Origin of the sequence: Halalkalibacter okhensis (assembly GCF_000787375.1) — a bacterium.
Taxonomy (GTDB): domain Bacteria; phylum Bacillota; class Bacilli; order Bacillales; family Bacillaceae_D; genus Halalkalibacter; species Halalkalibacter okhensis.
Genome location: NZ_JRJU01000001.1, coordinates 195629 through 217040, shown reverse-complemented (window position 1 = coordinate 217040; position 21412 = coordinate 195629). Strand labels below are relative to the sequence as shown.

Here is a 21412-nt window from a genome sequence, read left to right as displayed (position 1 = left end):
AAGCAATAATTCACGAAAAAATTTTTTTGAAACAGGAAAATAGCAAAGCAGACAATGAGTAATTTCATTGAAAATGGAAAAAGTATGTATATTTTTTTAGTTGCTGCGTCATTCTATAGACAAAGCATCTCGATTCAAAAAGCCTTGATTGTTTAAAGGTATGAAGAGAGTTACGAAAAAACAGGAGTGACAACAATGACTAATAAGCAGAAGGGGTTAACGGCGATCTGTATATTTCTCGTTCTCTTTTCTGGTGGATGGTATGCCAATGAATTTAATAATCGGACCATTCATGAAAAGGGACTTGACGGACCGGACAACCTAACAATTCAACAACACGATAATGTTGTTCCAACGACCTTTCCATTTCAGCCAAGAGAGTATATTCGTATTGGAAACCGTGTTTCGCAGGAGAATGAATGAGTTGGTTAATATAAAAAAGGCAGCTATCAAATGGTGATGGCTGCCTTTTGCGTTATGAAGATAATTTTATTTTATCTGAAAGGGAACGCTTCGCTATTTCTAAGCGTATTAATTCAATGAAGTCATGGTTCAGGTTTAATTCGACGGCTTTGTAATAGGTCTCAATTAAAAGTTCATCAGAAAGGTTTTGCATTTGATTCCTGTCAAAAATCGACAGGTTCACCTCCTCCATTTAAGTTTGTTCAAAATTTATAAGAATAGAATCAGCTCTAAGTGAATAAACTACTAAGTTGTCTTTTAATGTGTTTTAATCCTATCACGACTTTGAAAATAGAACAACTGTTCTACTTATCCACACTGCGAGGTGGATAAGTTGTTAGTTTCCTGTTTATTACCAGTTGGAAACCCTTGTCTCATTAAGGGGATAGCGTGTATAAAGTTATCCACAGGTGTTGATTGTTGCTTATATTTGTCGAAAAATATTTTGGGAAGTTGAAAATAATAACTGTTTTTTGAACAACTACCCATTTAGATTTGAAAAAAAAATAACAAAAGGTATAGTTAAAGTTTGGTAGGTGTGGCATTTACTACGTATAACATGATAACATTCGACCATTTAACTTCAAGCATGAATGAGCCGATTGTCTCTCATAATAGAAGTAAGTAGGATAAAAATGTAGGAGGATAATATGGAAGAAAGAAATATGATTTGTGCAGGCTGTGGTGTAGCCATCCAGACAGAAGCAAAAGACGAGTTAGGATATGCGCCTGCATCTGCATTAAAACGAGATGTAATCATTTGTCAACGGTGTTTTCGATTGACCCACTATAATGAAGTGCAAGATGTGTCTCTTACAGATGACGATTTCTTGAAAATATTAAATGGGTTAGGACAAAAGAAGGCACTGATCGTAAAAATTGTTGATATCTTTGATTTTACAGGTAGTTGGCTCCCGGGACTTCACAGATTTGTCGGAGGAAATGATGTATTATTAGTTGGAAATAAAGTCGACCTTTTGCCAAAATCACTTAACCATAACCGATTAGTTAATTGGATGAAGAAGTCCGCAAAAGACCTCGGACTAAAACCGATTGATGTTTTATTAATGAGTGCGGAAAAAGCAATAGGTATTGAACATGTAGCTTCAGAGATAGACCGGCTCCGTAAAGGAAGGGATGTCTATATAGTGGGCTGTACAAATGTTGGTAAATCGACTTTTATTAATCAAATGATTAAAACATTTGGTGGCGATACGGAACAGTTAATTACTACTTCTCACTTTCCTGGAACTACATTAGATATGATTGATATTCCGCTTGATGATGGAAAAGCGTTATATGATACGCCAGGAATCATTAATCATCATCAAATGGCTCATTATATAGATAAGCAAGAACTAAAAGTGATCACACCTAAAAAAGAAATAAAGCCAATGGTCTTTCAATTAAATGAAGGACAAACCTTATTTTTAGGGGGGCTTGGTCGTTTTGATTTTGTTACAGGAGAAAGAACTTCATTTACTTGTTATGTTTCGAATGAATTAAACATACATCGAACAAAAAGAGAGAAAGCAGAGGAGTTATATCAAAATCATTTAGGTGAACTTTTGACGCCCCCAGGCAGTGGTGGGAAAGAATCACTCCCTCCGCTTGTAAAGCATACATTTCGTATTAAAGACAAAAAAGTTGACATTGTTTTCTCTGGATTAGGGTGGGTCACAGTCAATGGTACGAACTTAGAAGTAGAAGGATATGCTCCAAAAGGAGTTAATGTAACGATTAGAGAATCAATTATCTAGAAGAATGATTTCTGGGAGGGGTTATAGGTGGGGAAAGTCTTTGGTTTGTTAGGTCATCCGGTAGGGCATTCAATGTCTCCAAACATTCATAATGATGCATTTGCTCAAATTGGAATGAAGGCAACGTATCATGCTTTTGATGTCCAGCCTGAATTCGTTAAAGAGGCTGTTTCTGGAATTAGAGCACTCCAAATTGTTGGTTGTAATGTCACCGTTCCGCATAAAATCGCTGTTATGGACTATTTGGATGAAATTGATGAAGAAGCACGTATCATAGGGGCTGTCAACACGATCGTTAATCAAAATGGGAAATTAATTGGGTACAATACAGACGGTCGTGGGTTTGTTCAATCGTTGTTTGAGGAACTAAAGGAAGAAATAAAAGAAAAACGGTTTTTACTGATTGGAGCAGGAGGGGCTGCAAGAGGAGTAGCTACTGCCCTAATGCTGCACGGCATTGGACATCTTTCTGTTACAAATCGAACAATTGAAAAAGTCGAACCAATTGTGCATTTGGCAAAGTCATTGAATACTTCTTCTTTAGCACTTGATCGTGCACAAGCAGAAAAAGCGTTAAAAGAGTATGATGTCATTATTAATACGACTTCAGTCGGAATGAGTCCAAACATAGAAGAAATCCCCATTGACTTATCTCAATTAAAGCAAGAAGCTGTAGTTAGTGATCTAATCTATAACCCGTTAGAAACGAAATTATTACAAGTGGCGAAAAATCAAGGGGCCAAAACAATAAATGGCATTGGAATGTTTGTCAATCAAGCTGCACTATCATTCGAGCACTGGACGGGATTAACACCGGATAGATATCGAATGAGGAAAATAGTACTGGAACAATTAGGAGGAACAACATGTTAACTGGTAAACAAAAACGGTTTTTACGTTCAAAGGCTCATCATTTAAACCCAATCTTTCAAGTAGGAAAAGGTGGGGTAAATGAGAACATGAGCAAACAAATTGAGGAAGCTTTAGAAGCAAGAGAGCTTTTGAAGATTAGCATTTTGCAAAATTGTGAGGAAGAGAAAGATGACGTCGTAGAAAGCCTAGTTACACAAACAGGAGCAGAGCTTGTTCAGGTGATTGGGAATACAATTGTCCTCTATAAGGAATCTCGAGAAAACAAGGAATTAGTTCTCCCTTCTTAAGTAAAGAGCAGGAGAGTGAAATGATGAAGAAAATTGGATTATTTGGAGGGACATTTAACCCTCCTCATTTAGGGCATTTATTATTCGCTCAAGAAGTATTAGTTGAATTTGGGTTAGACGAAATTTGGTTTATTCCGGTTAATGTTCCTCCGCATAAAGAAAGCGATGACCTTGCTTCAAATCAAGACCGATTGGATATGCTTGTAGGGGCTACGGATGATCATGAACAATTCTATGTGAATACGATTGAGTTAGAAAGAGAAGGTCCTTCCTATACAATCGATACAATTAGACAATTAACACAATTATATCCAGCTTATGAATTTTCCTTCTTAATTGGTGGAGATATGATTGAGTATTTGCCTAAATGGGAAAAAATCGATGAATTATTGGAGTTAATTACATTTATAGGTGTCAAGCGTCCCGGTTCTTCTGTCGATACAACTTCTTACTCTAAACACGTTCGACTTTTAGAAATGGCACAAGTAGATATTTCATCCACTGCGATTCGTAAGAGGGTGCAAGAAGGAAAACCTATTACCTATTTGGTGCCGGAGCGTGTGGAAGTATTGGTGAAAGAGAGGAAACTATATGAACAAAGAACAAGCCTTGGCCATCGTAAAACTTCATCTCACTGATCATCGGTTCTCACATACACTAGGAGTAGTAGAGACTTCTGTTGATCTTGCTAACCGCTACGGGGCAGACCCCGAAAAAGCAGAGCTAGCTGCTATTTTTCATGATTATGCTAAATTTCGTGATAAAGAAGAAATGAAAAAGATTGTTCAGGAAAAACTAGTAGATAAATCCTTTCTAGACTATGGAGATGAGTTACTGCATGCACCATGTGGAGCTTATTTCGTTAAGGATGAAGTGGGAATTGATGACCAAGAAATACTCGATGCAATCTACTATCATACAACAGGAAGGCCTAATATGACGCTGTTGGAAAAAGTCATTTTTTTAGCTGATTATATTGAACCAGGTCGACGATTTAATGGGGTCAACGAAGTTCGAGAGCTTGCAAAAGTTAGTCTAGATAATGCGATAATCCAAGCGCTTGAGAATACCATTGGATTTCTAATGAAACGAAGACATCGTGTGTACCCAGGTACCCTGGCTACGTACAATCAATTAATTAATACAAAAAAGGAGAAGTGATGTTAGTGAATGAAACTTTATCACTTGCAGTAAAGGCGATTGATGATAAAAGAGGAGAAAATATTGTTGCATTAAATATGCAAGGTGTTTCACTTATTGCTGACTATTTTGTTATTTGCCACGGAAATTCAGATAAGCAAGTGCAAGCTATTGCGCATGAGTTAAAAAAAGTAGTGCAGGAACAAGGGATTGAAATTAAACGGTTAGAAGGGTTCGACCAAGCAAGATGGGTTCTTATTGATTTAGGAGATGTTGTTGTCCATGTCTTTCATAAAGATGAGCGAGTGTATTATAACTTGGAAAAATTATGGGGAGATGCTCCTGTAGTTGAATTAGAAGGAGTATTAGGCTAATGGAATTGAAGCCAGGTTATAACGTGAAGTTGGAGGTTATTCGGAAAGCGAATTTTGGTTACTTTTTAAGTGACGGTTCATCGGATATTCTTCTTCATGAGCGTGAAGCGAAAGAAGGAATTGAAATAGGAGATACGCTTGATGTCTTCTTGTATCATGATCATCAAGGACGATTAGCGGCTACGATGGAAAAGCCTATTTTACAGTTGGGTGAAGTTGAGTGGTTAGAGGCCGTTGAAGTAAAAACGGGTCATGGTGTTTTCTTTCATAATGGAATTTCGAGGGATTTGTTTTTATCCATGGACGAGCTCCCATATGACCGCGAGCAATGGCCTAAGCCTGGAGATAAACTTCCTCTCTCATTGACATGGGATAAAAGAGGTCGCTTAATGGCAAAGCTTGTAAAAGGAGAGCCTGTTGAAAAAACAGCAATTAAAGCTCCAAAAGAAATGATGAACAAAGAAGTAAGTGGGCACGTGTATCATTTTCTTGATGAAGGCGCTCTTCTATTGACGGATGAAAGGTATATTGCTTTTCTTCATAATGATGAAATGAATGGTATACCAAGATACGGAGAGTATATTACCGCTCGGGTACAATTTGTTCGAGAAGATGGTCGACTTAATGTCACTATGAATCCACTTCGCTCTGAACAACAAGAAGAAGATGCAGAGCGTATTTATGCATTCTTGCAAGAACGAGGTGGATCGATGCCTTATTGGGATAAAACGCCGCCGGAAGATATAGAATTACGCTTTTCCATCAGTAAGGCGAAATTTAAACGTGCTCTTGGAAAGTTAATGAAAGAAAAGAAAATTGAACAACGAGATGGTTGGACGCATATAAAGAAGTCATAAAAGGAGAAAAGAGATCGTATGAATTATCAAGCGTTTGCTGCTCTGTACGATACATTAATGGCGGAAGCACCTTATGACAAATGGATCGATTATATGCAGAGACAATTGAATAAATCAAATCTCGTAGGCATTCGTGTTCTTGATGTTGGTTGTGGTACGGGGGAACTATTGGTTAGGCTAAATGCGGAGGGTGCCGAAGTAGTGGGGGTTGATTTATCGGCTGAAATGCTAGCTATTGCAAAAGAGAAATGTGAGAAAGCTGATTTCTCCCCGTTATTAATTCAGCAATCGATGACAAGCTTAGAGGCTTTAGGTGAGTTTGATGTTGTTACGGTCTTCTGTGATTCCCTCAACTATTTAGAGTCCGAACAAGACGTTCTTGACACGTTTCAAAGCTTGTATGAGCAATTGAAAGAGGATGCCGTTTTGTTATTTGATGTGCATTCGGTTTCGAAAATAGAAGAAGGCTTTATTGGCCATACATTCGCAGAAGACGCCGGTGAGATTGCCTACATTTGGACTTCGTTTCAAGGTGAGCATCCGAATAGTGTTGAACATGAATTGACTTTTTTTGTCCAAAATGAGCAAAACTATTATGAACGGATGCTTGAATTACATAAACAACGAACTTACCCGATTGAACAGTATAGACAATGGTTAGCAGAAGTCGGGTTTTGTGATATAACCATACAAGCTGACTTTACTACTGAAACGCCATCCAATAATAGTGAACGAATTTTCTTTTGTGCGCGGAAAAAAAGTAAAGGATTTTAAAAAAGAATAACGAATAAGAAACAGGAAGAGCAAATTTGCTCTTCCTGTTTCTTATTTTTTCGAGAAGGATTCAGAGATTAATTCTTGATCTTCATAATACTTCGCATGGGTTTGCTGGAACAAGTGATCAAACATCGGTCCGATCTCAGACTCTAATACTTTTATTCCTTCCCCAGTAATTCCTCCAGGGACGCAGACGCGCTTTTGAAGCGTAGGTAAGGTGAAATGTCCTTTTTCTAATAATTTTCCCATTCCAATCATCATATTTGTAGCAAGAGTTGTGGCATCTTTCTGAGTTATATCCGTTTGTCTAACGGCCGCATCAACAAATTGTTGCATGATATAGCTAAAAAAGGCAGGACCGCAACTGACGATGTCAGAAGAGACCCGTGTGATGTTCTCGTCGATCACTAAAGGCTCAGAAATCGATGACATTAAGTTTGTTACAAATGTGCAATCTTCTGCCTGACACCTCTTACCGAAGCTTAGGAGAGAAGGCCCTGTTAAGGCTCTGTTCAAAATGCTTGGAATGGCACGAGCGACTTTACAATCAACCATTTCTTCTAATTGTTCAACTGAAATTGGGCTAGTAATAGAAATTAATAATTTGTCTTGATGACATACATGAGCAATTTCGCGCAACACACCTGGCATTTGCAATGGCTTTGTGCATAAAAAGATGACATCAGACTGTTTGGCTGTCGTTATCGCGTCACGTCCAATGTGGATGTCGGGAAAGTGCTCTTTTAATACTTGAGCTTTTTCTCTATTTCGATTCGTTATGACAAATTGGTGCGGAGAAATGGCACCAGATTCTATGAATGATTCAAGTAAAATCGTCCCCATACTACCTGTTCCAATTACTCCAATTTTCAAGATAGCCCCTCCTTTATACGATTATCTCGTTATGACTAAACGTATGTACGGGAAAGGGATGTTATGCCTTCAATATCTTTCATTTATATAATTAGTAACCATTTCAGGGGTGACAAGCTTTCGAGGCGGGAATTGAAACTGCATAGCAATTTGATTCATCTGTTTTGTGATCTCGTTAATCTCTGTTGTTTGTATTGTTTTATTTGATTTGGCTAACTCAAGTACAGCCTCAATTGCTCGTTCTCTTTGAGCATCTAAAGCTAGGAATTGTTTTTGTGCTTCGCGGTGTTTTTTTACTTGTTCTGCAATTTGTAAATGTACGGTCATTGAAAATCGTCTCCTTACTAATCATTGTTGTATTGTTCAACTATTAAAATGGAAAGGTATGATCAAATTTGAAAAATTTAGCTCGTCTCAAACCTTTTGGTGCAATTGGTGCAATCATACTATTAGTCAGTTTAGTATTGTTTCTGCATTTAATCAATCCTAAAGAAGAAGAAGTTATGATTGATTGGAATGAATATCAAGTGAAACATCATTCTGATGAACCAGAGTCTGGAGACAGTGAGAGTAAGACAAGCCTTATGGTGGATGTCAAAGGGTCCATTAGAAGTCCGGGGGTCTATGAGTTAGAAGTAGGATCGCGAATCTTTGATGCAATTGAGATTGCTGGGGGATTTTCAAGTGATGCAAATGAATTAAACATCAATCTTGCTCAATTGCTGCACGATGAGATGTTGATTTATGTTCCGGCAGAAGGAGAGGAGGAAGTTTTAGAATTGGCTTCTAGTGCGGTGGAGGAAAGGGATGGGAAGATTAGCATTAACGATGCCACCGCCGTCGAACTCGAACAGCTTCCAGGGATAGGTCCCTCTAAGGCTGCAGCGATTATTACGTATCGAGAGGAGCATGGACCGTTTAAAGGCATAGACGACCTTGTGCAAGTATCAGGAATTGGTCCCAAATCAATTGAAAAGCTTCAAGAATTCCTTATATTTCGATAATATTCGATAAGACGTTGACGTTGCTACACCTTTTTCCTAAACTAAACATATGAAGGCGAGGAGGATGAAACGTGCAAAGAATTTCTTGGGATCAATATTTTATGGCTCAAAGTCATTTATTAGCATTAAGAAGCACCTGTACCCGACTAATGGTAGGTGCAACGATTGTAAGAGAAAAACGAATAATTGCAGGTGGCTACAATGGTTCTGTCTCAGGTGGAGCTCATTGTATAGATGAGGGTTGCTATGTTGTAGATAATCATTGTATTCGCACAATACATGCAGAGGTAAACGCTCTTCTTCAATGTGCTAAATTTGGTGTGCCGACAGAGGGATCTGAGATTTATGTGACTCATTTTCCTTGTGTGCATTGTTCAAAAGCGATCATCCAGGCTGGCATCAAGAGTGTGTATTATGCTAAGGATTATAAAAATCACCCTTATGCAGAAGAGATGTTTAGAGAAGCTGGGATTCATGTCGTACAAGTTGAGTTAGATGAGGTAAGCTTAGATCAGCATCATCTTGATAAAATGAAATTCACAGCTGACTTATTGGATAAATTAGACCAAGCAGGCTTTGCTGCAGAAGATTTACAAGGGTTACGTGATCAAGCGAATTCGTTGTTTACACAAAGCTTCTTTAGGGGGTGAAACCGATTTTCCCCCTTTTTTCTCTTCTCCCGATCGTTGCGACTCTTGGTCTTTATTTAGCTTTAAGAGGAGTAAGTATGCCATATTTACTCATCCTCACTGCTTTTCTCCTTTTTTGTCTACTCCATCGTCCTTTCTTCAAGCTGAAGCTTCTAGTTTTCACTTCTACTTTTCTCATTTATTATTTCGTAGGCATAAATACAATGAATCAACAAGGAACAGTTTTTGCAGCTGGTGATCAGACGATTTACGGTATTGTTCAAACAATTCCTGTCATAGATGGTGATTCGTTGTCTATGCGTCTTGTAAGCAATACGAATGAAATCATTCAAATCCAAGCTTATCTTTATGATGAACTTGAGCAACAGCGAATGAAATCAATAGTCATCGGTGATTCTTGTAAAATTAGTGGCACTCTATCTGAGCCATTGCCTCCAACAAATTTTGGACAATTTGATTATAAGCGTTTTTTACTCGAGCAAAATATTTATTGGATTTTAAGACCTCATCGGGCAGCCATCCAATGTATCAATACCAATAAGCAAGGATATTTAATGAAGCTGCAACAGTGGCGTCAGTATCAACTTCAAAATATTGAACAGAAGTTGAGTTCAGATTTTGGTGGTATGATGAGTGCGCTAATCTTTGGAGAAAGAGTCATGATGGAAGGGGAGTTGTTAGAGGCTTATCAACGATTAGGTGTTATTCATTTACTTGCTGTTTCAGGGTTGCATGTAGGAATGATTGTAGCGGCTAGTTTTTATTTGTTGATTCGAATGGGCATCACTAGGGAGAGGGCCATGGAAGTACTGCTTATCATGCTACCTATTTATAGTTTGATCGCTGGTGCGGCTCCTTCTGTTGTTCGAGCGACGCTTATGTCAATGATGATTCTTTTATTTTTGCGTATGAAATTAAGAATTCCACCTCTTTTTGGAATTGTCATTGTGTATTTAGGTTATGTTTTCTTCAATCCGTTTATTATTTTCAAGCTAGGGTTTCAATTATCATTTTTAGTCTCCTTTGCTCTTATTTTATCAGCACCCACTGTTATGGAGCGATATCATCACGCGGGATCAAGGATTCTAGCGATCACACTTATATCTCAAGTGGTTTCCTTTCCAATTATTCTTCTCCATATGTATGAAATACCTATTTTGAGTCTTCCGTTAAATCTAATTTACATTCCATTTATTTCACTGATTGTCCTTCCGTTCACTTTTATCTCTTTTCTGTTGTCTTTTGTTCTACCTACAAGCCTTAATGTGCCACTTATTATTTTAGAGAACACTCTTCCATTAGTTCATCAATTTCTAATGAAAGCAGCAGGATTAAAATGGGCGACTCTTATCTTAGGAAAACCATCAACAATAATAATGGTCCTTCTCTATGTAAGTATAATCACTGGATTTCTAAATTGGGAAAGAGGCGGGAAGTTGTGGTGGAGAGTACCATTGTTAGGATTAAGTTTCATTATTTTCATTCAACTGTCCCTTCCCTATGTGGATTCAAAAGCAAAAGTGACGATGATTGATGTAGGACAAGGGGACAGCTTTCTTCTAGAGCTTCCTTATCGGGAGGCCATTTACTTAATTGACACTGGTGGGACAATCTCTTTTATGAATGAGGAGTGGAGAAAGAGACGGAAGTCGTTTGATGTAGGAGCTGATATTGTTGTTCCGACGTTAAAGGCACAAGGGATTAGAAAAATTGATCGATTAATATTAACGCATGGTCACCTTGATCATATAGGGGGTTCGCAAGCTTTGATCCAAAGTATAAAGGTAAAAGAAGTATTATATGGCAAAGGGCCCGTAGAGGGAGAATTTGAGCATGAATTGCTGGAAATTCTACACAAAAATGGAGCAAAGATTCATTTTCTTCATGAAGGAATGGGATGGAATGAAGGGGAGGCTTCGTTTACGGTATTATCTCCAATTGGAACAGAATCTGATTTAAATGCAAGGTCGATTGTCCTTCTTGCAAACTTGGAGGGGATATCCATTCTGTTTACTGGGGATCTGGAAGAAGAAGGGGAGAGGAGGCTGGTCAACTCATACCCGGAACTCGAAGTGGATATTTTGAAAATTGGTCATCATGGCAGCAGAACGTCGACGACGGAGCCTTTTCTAGAACAACTGAAGCCCAAGGCAGCTTTCGTGTCAGCTGGACGTAATAACCGTTTTGGCCACCCGCATCCTGATGTGATATCAAGACTAGAGGAACAGCGAGTTATCATTTGGCGAAGCGACTTAAATGGAGCGGTCCAGTTGTTACTCAAGGATGGAGAAGTAGAGGTACGTTCGGTAAAAAGAGAGTAAGAAGAAAGAGGGATCTAGCGTAAAGAAAAGGTGAGAACCTTCCTGTCACACGTAGCATCCCTCTTTCATCTGTTAGACCATCTTTTCTTAAAAACCACTAAATACATCTACGATTGAAGCGATGATAAAAATGGTTGCAAAGAAACCGAAAGGAATGATAAATCCAACAGCAGAATCAATTGCGTCATTACGTTTGCATTGTACTTCTTTTTCAAAATGCATCTGGCATTCCTCCTTACTTCAAATTCAAGTATACGGGATAGGCTAAAAAAATGCTAGGTTGTTTATATGCCTAATTAACAAAAAAGAAATGTTTCAAAAAATTGTAAAAAATATTTCAAATAGATTGGTTCGTCTGTAAAGAGTTGTCACCTATACTTTTGGTTCGCATAGGATATTATAAATAGTGCAAGGCGGTCATGGTTATCGCCGTAAGTAAGGGGTCCCGGGTTCTTATCTTACGGCGTTTATCATAAATGGGGGTCTGGCATTTTCGGGCTAGACCCCTTTCTCATTTTTCTTGTCATATGGACAAGGATTGTCTATCCTAAAAAGAGGACAAGCAATAGGATTCCCGAAATTGTCGGGAAATAGTCAAGCAAAAATGAGGAATGTATATGTCGTATTTAAAAATAAGAAAAGAAATTCTGAATGGGAACATCAAATCCGTTTATTTTATGTATGGTACTCAGACCTTTTTGATGGAAGATCTAGTGTATCAAATTATCAAACAAACCGTTGGTGCTCAAGATGACCCCAATGTAATCACATTTAGTCTTCAAGATACATTGCTTGACCTGGCTGTAGAAGAGGCGGAAACCTTTCCTTTTTTCGGTGGGAAAAAAGTCGTTATCATAAAAGATTTCTCCTTGGTTTCCACGCAAAAGCCGGATTCAAAATTAGAGCATGACGTTTTGCGGATTCAACAATACATAGAACAGCCGTCACCAGAAGCTATTGTGATTTTGCTCGCACCTTACGAAAAGTTAGATGAACGTAAAAAAATTACGAAAGCGCTCAAACAAAAGACAACATTAGTGGAATGCCTTCCTTTTGATGATCGCATGCTTAGTGAGTGGCTTGATGATCAAGCCACGGCAAAAGGATTTCAATTTACATCAGATGGAAAAAATCATTTGTTAGAACGAGTCGGGCCGAAGTTGTTGCTCCTTGCATCGGAAATGGAAAAGCTTGCCTTATATGTAGGGGAAAATGGGCAGGTCAATGCTGAGGTTGTTGATCTACTTGTCGCTCGCTCACTAGAACAAGATGTATTTGCATTAATTGAGTTTGCAGTAAAACAAAGGCTTGATCAAGCATTGTCGATTTATCATGACTTGTTAAAGCAAAAAGAAGAACCGTTAAAATTATTGGCTTTAATTGCTAGGCAGTTACGAATATACTATCAAGTTAAGGAAATGAGTCGGAGAAGCTATTCGCAGAAACAAATAGCCATGCAATTAAAGCTTCATCCATATGTCGTTAAATTGGCAAGCCAACAAATGAATAAGTTTGATGATCAAAAACTTCTTCAATTACTTGAAGCGGCTGCTGATACAGATTATGCCATAAAATCAGGGAAAATGGAGAAGGTTTTAGCAGTCGAACTGTTATTAATGAAATTGGCCAGTATACATGCCAATTAAAATTACATGAAAAAAGCACACGAATTAAATTCGTGTGCTTTAGCCATTATGCAGAAAGTCCGTTAAGCTTCTTCGCAAGACGTGACTTTTGACGAGATGCTGCATTTTTATGAATAAGACCTTTGTTAGCTGCTTTATCAAGCTTTTTAGTAGCTTCAGTGAAAGCTGCTTTCGCTACTTCAACATCACCAGCTTCTACTTTTGCTTCAAAGTTTTTGATTGCAGTACGTAGAGCAGATTTTACAGACATGTTTTGAGCACGACGCTTGTCAGCTGTTTTCACACGTTTGATCGCAGATTTAATATTTGGCATATTATTCACCTCCTAATACATGTTGTTCAGGTTTGATCCCAGTCCATCTATTTATGAACGGTTTCTCTTCTTTTTTAAGGTACGTTGACACGTTTCGCATCATTCATACAACAAATTGCATTGTACCAAAAACAACGCATGATTGCAATAGAAGAATGAAAACATGAGAGAGGGGGACACTACATTCACGAGAGAGTCTATACTAGGAGTGTGATCCAAATGAGTGAAGAATTAAATCTTGATCAATATCAAATCCGTACAGATTTAGCAGTGGAAGCTCACCAAATGGTGTTAGAACAAGAAGAGAAAGCAGCAAAAGGAATGCCCCCAAAAGAAGTCAATGGGGTTCAGATAAACGAAGAGACAGTAGATGGAGTTACGATTACACGAGTCATTATTGATGAAGTCGGTGCGAAAAGGTTAGGAAAAAAAGCAGGAAATTATTTAACATTCGAATCACTAGGCATTCGAAAAAAGGATACGGAAATACAGGAAAATATGGAACGCGTCTTTGCCAATTCTTTTTCTGCTTTTTTAAAAGATATCGGCATTAAGGAATCGGATAAGTGCCTTGTTGTTGGTCTTGGGAATTGGAATGTCACACCAGATGCTTTAGGTCCAATTGCAGTAGAAAACTTACTAGTGACAAGTCATCTGTTCAATTTAGCTCCTGAACAAGTTCAAGATGGATTCCGTTCAGTGAGCGCGATTACACCTGGTGTTATGGGGTTAACCGGGATCGAAACAAGCGATGTCATTTACGGCATCATTGAAAAGACGAAACCAGATTTTGTCATTGCTATAGATGCCCTTGCTTCGCGCTCCATTGAAAGGGTCAATTCCACCATTCAAATTTCAGATACAGGAATTCATCCGGGGAGTGGTGTTGGAAACAAAAGGAAGGAACTCAGCAAAGAAGCTTTAGGAATTCCCGTTATTGCTGTTGGTATTCCTACTGTTGTTGATGCTGTATCGATTACGAGTGACACGATTGACTATGTACTTAAGCATTTTGGGAAAGAGATGAAAGAAGGCAACGCACCATCTCGGTCTCTTGCTCCTGCGGGAATGACCTTTGGTGAAAAAAGGAAACTGACAGATGAGGATCTACCGGATGAGCAAAAACGCTCAACGATTATGGGGATGGTCGGAAATTTACCTGATAATGAAAAACGCCAGCTAATCCAAGAAGTTCTTGCTCCTCTTGGCCATAATCTAATGGTCACACCAAAAGAAGTGGATGTCTTTATTGACGACATGGCTAATGTCATCGCAGCAGGACTAAATGCAGCCCTGCACCAAAAAATAAATCAAGAAAATGTAGGAGCATATACGCACTAGAGAGAGACCAGAAAAGGGGCGGTCTTCCCCTTTTCTGGTCTCTCGATGCGATGAGCGGAGCCGCCGTAAAGGTTTTAAGCTTTTTGAGTGAACTTGCAGGAAAGCGCACGGCGAGAGAAGCCATCGCAAACAGGGGTAGCGCAATGAAACGAACATGTGGAGAACACGTCCTCCCCATATAAAACAGAAAGGAAACAAGTTTATCTGGCATAATTCTTAAGATCATCTACTTCATACAAGGAGGTGCCCTAAAAGGTCAAAAAAGACTTTTGGGCACCTTTTTCTATTTTTTGTTCTAACCCCTCATCATTTCACATAGTAGTGGTGTAGAAGCTCCTTTACATTGCAGCAATGACTCATATCCGTATGTACAAGCTATCTACACAAGGAGAAGGGATGGGCTTTATGAAAAGAAATCACTTTCGTAGTTTTACAATTAACCGGACGAGCCTAAAGCGGTTAATTACTATGACCATCATTGGCATAATGGCTTTGTTTATTTTTACTGGAATGTTAACGTCGTTTGAGCCTGGATATGGATTAGCCTCTAATCAAGTACATGAATGGGCGAACAATATTAGGGGTGAGGATTTTGTACATGTCTTAGGCATGGAAAATAAATTATTTACTCAATCTTTGCCAGAGGATAGTGAACCACCTAGTTTGTCCAATATCGCCTTTCAAGTGGCGACGAGTATTAACCCGGACGACCCTAGAAGTTTACTAGGGAGGGAGCTACCTGGTTTCGCCTTATTTGACGGCCAAATTATCGTTGCAGGGGAAGGAATGGATTATACAACACTTCCTGTTGAGTCGGCACCGCCAATGGATGTGATTATGGCTGAGAGGGAAGCAACGCAGGAAAGTTTGGCTCAATTAGAAGAAATGGAAAAAGAAGCAGAGCAATCGCAAGGCACACAAATGGTGAGAAAGTGGTTCATATTATACACTCTCATAATACAGAATCATTTCTTCCTGAATTAGAGACAGATGTTCCAAATGAAGCATTTCATAGACAAATTAATATAACATTAGTCGGCGAAAAGTTAGCGCAAGAACTTGAAAAAAGAGGGATTGGAGTAGAGGTTGAGGAAAGAGATGTACAAGAAAATTTGGTGGATAGAGGTTGGCAGTATGCACAATCCTATGATGCTTCTCGTGAATTTGTGAAGGAAGCAATGGATAACAACGCGAGTTTAAAGTTTTTCTTTGATTTACACAGGGATACAATTCCTAGGGATAAGACGACTGTTACAATTAATGGTGTGGAATTTGCTCGCACAGTTTTCGTTATTGGTGGGAATCATGGGAATTACGAACAAAATATGCAACTAGCTAAAAAACTCCATGATTTACTAGAAGAAAAGTACCCAGGGTTAAGCAGGGGTGTAATCTTTAAGGATGGGCCACGGACTAACGGTAAATTTAATCAAGATCTATCTACTAACTCAGTCTTAATTGAAATGGGTGGAATTTACAATAGTTTGGATGAAACATACAGGTCAGCAGAAGCGGTCGCGGAAGTGTTTACAGAGTTCTACTTTGAGAACGAAGCAACAAGTACTGAGTGATTAGGAGGAGAGACATGAAGAAATTGATGGTGAGGATTTCTTTGATTGGATTACTTCTATTACTCGGTGCACTATTTGGAGTGCAATTAATGAACGAGGAGCTTGAGATCACACAACCTATTCCACTCCAGATAGAACAGGATGAAACCAGCTCTACAGCAAAGGAAGTGGAACACCAAACAACAACTAACGAATTAGTAGAGAAAAGAAAGACGGTAGAAGAGGTGGGAAGATTTAATTTCTTCTCCGATCTTGGAAATCATCTAGCTAGTGGACTAAATTCAATAAGTCGCGCGGTTATGTCACAAATTATGTCATTTGTCGATGATGTTTTAAATGGTTAAGGATGAGAGGGCGCCATAAAAGGTACAGACCTTTATGGCGCCCCCTTTCTTTTGCAAATAATAGATAGTACTAGTTGTAGGGTCAAGTTAATCCGTTGGTTACTAGAAGGATAAATAAGACAACAACGAATGCAAACTCGTCTTCTGTTGTAGAAGTTGGGTACTCCGATGTTGGTATTCCGTATTCATACGCTGTTACAGGATCGGCATAATCAACGCCTACACCATAGTACTTTGATGCTGGTGCAGCGGCTGTACCATAGCCTACTTCTGCCCCCGGAGACTCTGTACCTCCTCCGAATGATACCCCAGTGAAAGGTCCGCCCAAAAATAACATAAAAAACCCCACCTTTTCTAAGAAGATACTTTCAAAGTATGCAAATACAACCTAATTGAGATAGCTGGTAAAGTGAATTTACTTGATTACAGAGCCCAATTTTGGGATTCTCAATTATAAGTTGGTGAATTGATTCGAAGTTTTGTTGCCTGAGTCTTAAACGATTGGTATAATCAAAAATAGTGTACTTGTACGAGAATGTAGGAGTGATCATGTCATGAACAAAGAACAAAGGCTAGCACGTCAGGTGAAGATAAGGAATTTTTCGATCATCGCCCATATTGACCACGGGAAGTCGACGCTTGCTGACCGTATTTTAGAGAAAACGGGAGCACTAACTGAACGTGAAATGAAAGAGCAAACGCTCGATGCGATGGATTTGGAGAGAGAGCGCGGGATTACAATTAAACTTAACGCTGTTCAGCTAACATACAAAGCGAAAGACGGCGAGGAATATATTTTTCATTTAATTGATACACCAGGACACGTCGATTTTACTTATGAAGTGTCAAGAAGCTTAGCTGCCTGTGAAGGGGCTCTACTTATTGTAGATGCAGCTCAAGGAATTGAAGCACAGACGCTTGCGAATGTGTATTTAGCGTTAGATAATGACTTGGAGATTCTCCCAGTTATTAACAAAATTGACTTGCCTAGTGCTGAACCAGATCGAGTGAAGCAAGAGGTTGAAGATGTTATTGGATTGGATACTTCTGATGCCGTACTTGCTTCGGCGAAGAACGGAATTGGGATTGAAGAGATTTTAGAGCAAGTCGTAGAAAAGGTTCCTGCACCTACTGGAGATCCTGAAGCACCGTTAAAAGCACTTATATTTGACTCCCTTTATGATTCCTATCGTGGAGTGGTTGCATACATCCGTATTGTTGAAGGTACGGTTAAACCTGGTCAAAAAATTAAGATGATGGCAACAGGGAAAGAGTTTGAGGTAAATGAGATTGGTGTATTTACACCTAAGGCGGAAAAACGCGATGAACTGACAGTTGGGGATGTTGGGTTCTTATCAGCAGCAATTAAAAATGTAGGAGATACGCGTGTTGGTGATACGATTACAAGCGCTACAAATCCTGCACCGGAACCATTACCTGGTTACCGTCGTATGAACCCGATGGTGTATTGTGGATTGTATCCAATTGATACCAATGAATACAATGATTTACGAGAAGCGTTAGAGCGTCTTGAATTAAATGATGCCTCGTTGCAATATGAGCCGGAAACATCACAAGCATTAGGTTTTGGTTTCCGCTGTGGTTTTTTAGGTTTGCTTCATATGGAAATCATTCAAGAGCGAATTGAGCGTGAATTTGGAATTACGTTAATTACGACAGCTCCAAGTGTTATTTACCGAGTGAAAACAACAAATGGGGAAGAAATAAGAATTGATAACCCATCAAACATGCCGGATGCGCAAAAAATTGATGATGTTGAAGAGCCTTATGTAAAAGCACAAATTATGGTACCTAATGATTTCGTCGGATCTGTCATGGAACTTTGCCAAGGTAAGCGTGGGATTTTCATTGATATGCAGTATCTTGATGCAAATCGTGTACAAATTGTATATGAAATCCCATTATCAGAGATCGTTTATGATTTCTTTGACCAATTAAAATCAAATACAAAAGGCTATGCATCATTTGATTATGAGTTAATTGGATATAAATCATCTAGACTTGTGAAAATGGACATTCTTTTAAATGGCGAAACAGTGGATGCTTTATCTGTCATCGTTCATCGTGACTTTGCCTATGAACGTGGGAAAATCATTGTGGAAAAATTAAAAGAATTAATCCCTCGACAACAATTTGAAGTGCCAGTTCAAGCGAGTATTGGTCAAAAAATTATTGCTCGTTCAACAATTAAAGCCATTCGTAAAAATGTACTTGCAAAGTGTTACGGTGGAGATATCTCTCGTAAACGTAAGCTACTTGAGAAGCAAAAAGAAGGTAAAAAGCGGATGAAATCAGTTGGGAACGTTGAAGTACCACAAGAAGCGTTTATGGCTGTTCTTCGAATGGATGATTAACAAACAACATGAACCGCAGGAATTTTCCTGCGGTTTTGTCTATTATAAGGAGGAAGAAACTTGGTTACAGCTGCATATGTCCATATTCCATTTTGTGAACACATTTGCCATTATTGTGATTTCAATAAAGTTTTTTTGAAAAACCAACCAGTTGATGAATATATTGAAGCATTGTTAGAAGAAATGAGAAGAACTATGAAATATACTCCCGCTTCAGGCTTGAGGACCGTTTATATCGGTGGGGGGACACCTACTGCACTCTCAGCAGAGCAGTTGAATACTCTTTTAAAAGGAATGAAAGAAGCTCTTCCTTTATATGATGTTGAAGAATATACGATTGAAGTGAATCCCGATAGTATAGAAGAGGAAAAGCTTGAAGTACTAAAAGCAAATAGGATTAATCGTCTGAGCATTGGCGTTCAAACGTTTAATGAGTCGTTACTTAAGGAAATAGGACGTACTCATACAAAGTCAAGTGTTGAAGATGCGATCAGGAGAAGCAGACAAGCAGGTTTTACTAATATCTCCTTAGATTTAATGTTTGGATTACCAAGTCAACAACCAGCTCATTTTACCGAAACGATTAAAGAAGCCATAAATCTAGATATCGAACATATTTCTGCTTATTCCTTAAAGGTCGAGGAAAAAACCGTGTTTTACAACCGACAACGTCAAGGAAAACTTACATTGCCTCCGGAAGAAGACGAAGTTATGATGTATCAACAATTGCTACATCGCACAAAAGAAGCTGGATTAATCCAATACGAAATAAGTAATTTTGCCAAAAGGGGTTATGAAAGCAAACATAATTTAGTGTACTGGAACAATGAAGAGTATTACGGTTTTGGTGCCGGGGCACACGGGTATGTCAATGGAGTTCGTCATCAAAACCACGGACCGATACCAAAGTATTTAAAAGCAATTGAACAAGGAGAACTACCTACGTTCCAAACGCATCAGGTTAGCGCCATAGAGCGAATTGAAGAGGCGATGTTTATGGGACTTCGCAAACGTGAAGGAGTTAATATTGCTCAATTTGAGAAGCGTTACGGACAGTCACTGTTGAATATTTTTGCAAATGAGATTGATCACCTGAAACAACGAGGGTTAGTGAGGAGCCGAGATGGTGCGATTCAATTGACAGAAGAAGGGTTACTTCTTGGTAATGAGGTGTTTGAACAGTTCATTGCTGTATTAGAAGATCTATAACTTTAATATAAAAAAAGTCACTAATTGACCATGTCTGGTTTTCTCTTAGATAATTAACGTTTATTTATTGACAAAAGTCTACCTATTTGGTACTTTATCATTAGATTTAGCACTCGAATGCAGTGAGTGCTAACAGAGGTGATGAGGGGATGTTGACAGATAGACAATTGTTAATTCTGCATGCTATTGTTGATGATTATATCCGTTCTGCAGAGCCAGTTGGCTCGCGAAGCATCTCCAAAAGAGATGATATTACGTTTAGTCCAGCGACGATTCGTAATGATATGGCTGATCTTGAGGAATTAGGTTTTTTAGAGAAACCTCATAGTTCGGCTGGACGAATCCCATCACAAAAGGGCTATCGTTATTATGTCGATAATCTTCTGATGCCCCATCATTTGACGGCAGATGAAGAGCTTGATATCCGTTCGATTTTTAATGAACGAATACAGGAAGTTGAAGCGGTGATTCAACATTCAGCAAGAATACTTTCAAATATGACAAGTTATATTTCTCTCGTACTTGGGCCTGAGATGTTTGAAACTACATTAAGGAATATTCAAATCATCCCATTAAGTAAAGGATCAGCTATTCTGATTCTCATTACGGACACAGGTCATGTAGAGAATCAAACGATCGCTGTCCCCGATTCTATGGAACCTTCTGACCTAGAACGAACCGTTAATATCTTGAATGAACGTTTGATGGGTGTCCCACTCTACAGGCTTAGAGACAAACTACAGTCTGAAGTGAAAAATGTTTTACGTAATCATATACGAGATTATGAACATGTTTTGCAGATGCTCGCTCCGTCTTTTGACATTGAGAAAGCGGAAAAAGTTTTCTATAGTGGAAAAACGAACATTTTATCACAACCGGAATTTAGAGATATTGATAAAGTTCGAATGTTGCTTAATATGTTAGAAGAAGATCAAACGATGCATCAAATTCTTCGGTCGCCGCATAATGGCATTCAAGTGAAAATCGGTCAAGAAAATAAGTTGGAAGCCTTTGATAACTGTAGTTTGATTACAGCTTCGTATTCAATTGGTGGTAAGCATATGGGGACGATTGGCATACTTGGACCAACACGAATGGAGTACCGTCGAGTCATAGGTGTGGTAGACACATTGTCAAAAGACTTAACGAAGCTATTAACAAACTTGTATCAACAAGGGTAAAAATGGTAATATTGACAATTAGTTGTGAAGAAACTTCTTCAATAACTTTTTGTC

The 21412-nt window shown here is 38.7% G+C and carries 24 protein-coding genes and 1 pseudogene; 19 read left to right on the top strand and 6 right to left on the bottom strand.

The genetic code is table 11. The features are described 5' to 3' along the window. Positions 1-195 precede the first annotated feature (195 nt). Entirely contained in the window at positions 196-423 is a 228-nt protein-coding gene (locus tag LQ50_RS01130; RefSeq protein WP_034625124.1) for a hypothetical protein, read from the top strand. Positions 424-475: 52 nt separating this feature from the next. On the opposite strand, the gene LQ50_RS01125 is transcribed toward LQ50_RS01130, so the two are convergent. Further along, complete coding sequence (locus LQ50_RS01125) at positions 476-616, bottom strand: sporulation histidine kinase inhibitor Sda (protein WP_034625122.1); 141 nt, start codon at positions 614-616, stop codon at positions 476-478. Between the two features lie 496 nt (positions 617-1112). Between LQ50_RS01125 and yqeH the strand changes: the two genes are divergently transcribed. The 8 genes from yqeH to LQ50_RS01085 are packed head-to-tail and all read left to right on the top strand — an operon-like array spanning position 1113 to position 6527. Further along, entirely contained in the window at positions 1113-2222 is a 1110-nt protein-coding gene (gene yqeH, locus LQ50_RS01120; protein ID WP_034625120.1) for a ribosome biogenesis GTPase YqeH, read from the top strand. Positions 2223-2249: 27 nt separating this feature from the next. After that, positions 2250-3095 (top strand): shikimate dehydrogenase, encoded by an 846-nt coding sequence (aroE, locus tag LQ50_RS01115; protein ID WP_034625118.1) that lies wholly within the window; start codon positions 2250-2252, stop codon positions 3093-3095. Beyond that, positions 3089-3382, top strand: a complete 294-nt coding sequence (gene yhbY / locus LQ50_RS01110) for a ribosome assembly RNA-binding protein YhbY (RefSeq protein ID WP_034625116.1) — start codon at positions 3089-3091, stop codon at positions 3380-3382. Before aroE ends, yhbY begins: the two co-directional genes overlap by 7 nt. Positions 3383-3405: 23 nt before the next feature. Next, positions 3406-4020 (top strand): nicotinate-nucleotide adenylyltransferase, encoded by a 615-nt coding sequence (locus LQ50_RS01105; RefSeq protein WP_034625114.1) that lies wholly within the window; start codon positions 3406-3408, stop codon positions 4018-4020. Beyond that, a complete protein-coding gene (gene yqeK, locus LQ50_RS01100) occupies positions 3974-4543 on the top strand; it encodes a bis(5'-nucleosyl)-tetraphosphatase (symmetrical) YqeK (protein ID WP_034625112.1) in 570 nt (189 codons plus the stop codon). The genes LQ50_RS01105 and yqeK overlap by 47 nt, the downstream gene beginning before the upstream one ends. Next, positions 4543-4896: a ribosome silencing factor gene (rsfS, locus tag LQ50_RS01095; protein ID WP_034625110.1), complete on the top strand. Its 354-nt coding sequence runs from the start codon at positions 4543-4545 to the stop codon at positions 4894-4896. Before yqeK ends, rsfS begins: the two co-directional genes overlap by 1 nt. Continuing rightward, positions 4896-5753: a CvfB family protein gene (locus LQ50_RS01090; protein ID WP_052144510.1), complete on the top strand. Its 858-nt coding sequence runs from the start codon at positions 4896-4898 to the stop codon at positions 5751-5753. The genes rsfS and LQ50_RS01090 overlap by 1 nt, the downstream gene beginning before the upstream one ends. Positions 5754-5771: 18 nt before the next feature. Continuing rightward, positions 5772-6527, top strand: a complete 756-nt coding sequence (locus tag LQ50_RS01085) for a class I SAM-dependent DNA methyltransferase (RefSeq protein WP_034625106.1) — start codon at positions 5772-5774, stop codon at positions 6525-6527. Positions 6528-6578: 51 nt separating this feature from the next. Here the strand turns inward: LQ50_RS01085 and comER are convergent, their stop codons facing one another. Together comER and LQ50_RS01075 are read right to left on the bottom strand one after the other, a co-directional pair. Beyond that, positions 6579-7403 carry a late competence protein ComER gene (gene comER / locus LQ50_RS01080; RefSeq protein WP_034625105.1) on the bottom strand — a complete coding sequence of 275 codons (825 nt, stop codon included), beginning with the start codon at positions 7401-7403 and terminating at the stop codon, positions 6579-6581. Positions 7404-7472: 69 nt separating this feature from the next. Continuing rightward, a complete protein-coding gene (locus LQ50_RS01075) occupies positions 7473-7730 on the bottom strand; it encodes a DUF2533 family protein (RefSeq protein WP_034625103.1) in 258 nt (85 codons plus the stop codon). A gap of 68 nt (positions 7731-7798) precedes the next feature. On the opposite strand from LQ50_RS01075, the gene LQ50_RS01070 reads away from it, so the two are divergent. The 3 genes from LQ50_RS01070 to LQ50_RS01060 all read left to right on the top strand — a co-directional run bounded on the left by LQ50_RS01070 (position 7799) and on the right by LQ50_RS01060 (position 11378). Further along, entirely contained in the window at positions 7799-8407 is a 609-nt protein-coding gene (locus tag LQ50_RS01070; RefSeq protein ID WP_034625102.1) for a helix-hairpin-helix domain-containing protein, read from the top strand. A 71-nt stretch (positions 8408-8478) separates the two neighbouring features. Then, positions 8479-9057, top strand: coding sequence for a ComE operon protein 2 (locus tag LQ50_RS01065; RefSeq protein WP_034625100.1), 579 nt, complete (start codon positions 8479-8481; stop codon positions 9055-9057). A 77-nt stretch (positions 9058-9134) separates the two neighbouring features. Beyond that, the gene (locus LQ50_RS01060) at positions 9135-11378 is read left to right on the top strand and encodes a DNA internalization-related competence protein ComEC/Rec2 (RefSeq protein WP_052144509.1); all 2244 of its coding nucleotides are present in this window, start codon (positions 9135-9137) and stop codon (positions 11376-11378) included. Between the two features lie 87 nt (positions 11379-11465). Here the strand turns inward: LQ50_RS01060 and LQ50_RS24585 are convergent, their stop codons facing one another. Then, entirely contained in the window at positions 11466-11600 is a 135-nt protein-coding gene (locus LQ50_RS24585) for a YqzM family protein (RefSeq protein ID WP_034625099.1), read from the bottom strand. Between the two features lie 395 nt (positions 11601-11995). Here LQ50_RS24585 and holA point away from each other — a divergent pair, with 395 nt between their 5' ends. Further along, on the top strand, positions 11996-13024 hold the full coding sequence (gene holA / locus LQ50_RS01050; protein WP_034625098.1) for a DNA polymerase III subunit delta: 1029 nt from the start codon (positions 11996-11998) through the stop codon (positions 13022-13024). Positions 13025-13070: 46 nt separating this feature from the next. Here holA and rpsT read toward each other — a convergent pair whose 3' ends face one another. Continuing rightward, positions 13071-13337, bottom strand: coding sequence for a 30S ribosomal protein S20 (gene rpsT / locus LQ50_RS01045; protein ID WP_034625096.1), 267 nt, complete (start codon positions 13335-13337; stop codon positions 13071-13073). A 219-nt stretch (positions 13338-13556) separates the two neighbouring features. Here rpsT and gpr point away from each other — a divergent pair, with 219 nt between their 5' ends. The 3 genes and pseudogenes from gpr (at position 13557) to LQ50_RS01030 (ending at position 16593) form a co-directional block, all read left to right on the top strand. Beyond that, positions 13557-14678: a GPR endopeptidase gene (gene gpr / locus LQ50_RS01040; protein WP_034625095.1), complete on the top strand. Its 1122-nt coding sequence runs from the start codon at positions 13557-13559 to the stop codon at positions 14676-14678. 405 nt (positions 14679-15083) lie between these two features. Continuing rightward, positions 15084-16249: pseudogene (locus tag LQ50_RS01035) on the top strand (stage II sporulation protein P). 14 nt (positions 16250-16263) lie between these two features. Further along, on the top strand, positions 16264-16593 hold the full coding sequence (locus LQ50_RS01030; RefSeq protein WP_034625094.1) for a DUF3679 domain-containing protein: 330 nt from the start codon (positions 16264-16266) through the stop codon (positions 16591-16593). Positions 16594-16675: 82 nt separating this feature from the next. On the opposite strand, the gene LQ50_RS01025 is transcribed toward LQ50_RS01030, so the two are convergent. Continuing rightward, entirely contained in the window at positions 16676-16930 is a 255-nt protein-coding gene (locus LQ50_RS01025) for a hypothetical protein (RefSeq protein ID WP_034625092.1), read from the bottom strand. 217 nt (positions 16931-17147) lie between these two features. On the opposite strand from LQ50_RS01025, the gene lepA reads away from it, so the two are divergent. From lepA to hrcA, 3 genes are all read left to right on the top strand, one after another. After that, positions 17148-18968 (top strand): translation elongation factor 4, encoded by a 1821-nt coding sequence (gene lepA, locus LQ50_RS01020; RefSeq protein ID WP_034625091.1) that lies wholly within the window; start codon positions 17148-17150, stop codon positions 18966-18968. 60 nt (positions 18969-19028) lie between these two features. Next, entirely contained in the window at positions 19029-20177 is a 1149-nt protein-coding gene (gene hemW, locus LQ50_RS01015) for a radical SAM family heme chaperone HemW (RefSeq protein WP_034625088.1), read from the top strand. 149 nt (positions 20178-20326) lie between these two features. Continuing rightward, on the top strand, positions 20327-21358 hold the full coding sequence (gene hrcA / locus LQ50_RS01010; RefSeq protein ID WP_034625087.1) for a heat-inducible transcriptional repressor HrcA: 1032 nt from the start codon (positions 20327-20329) through the stop codon (positions 21356-21358). Positions 21359-21412 lie beyond the last annotated feature (54 nt).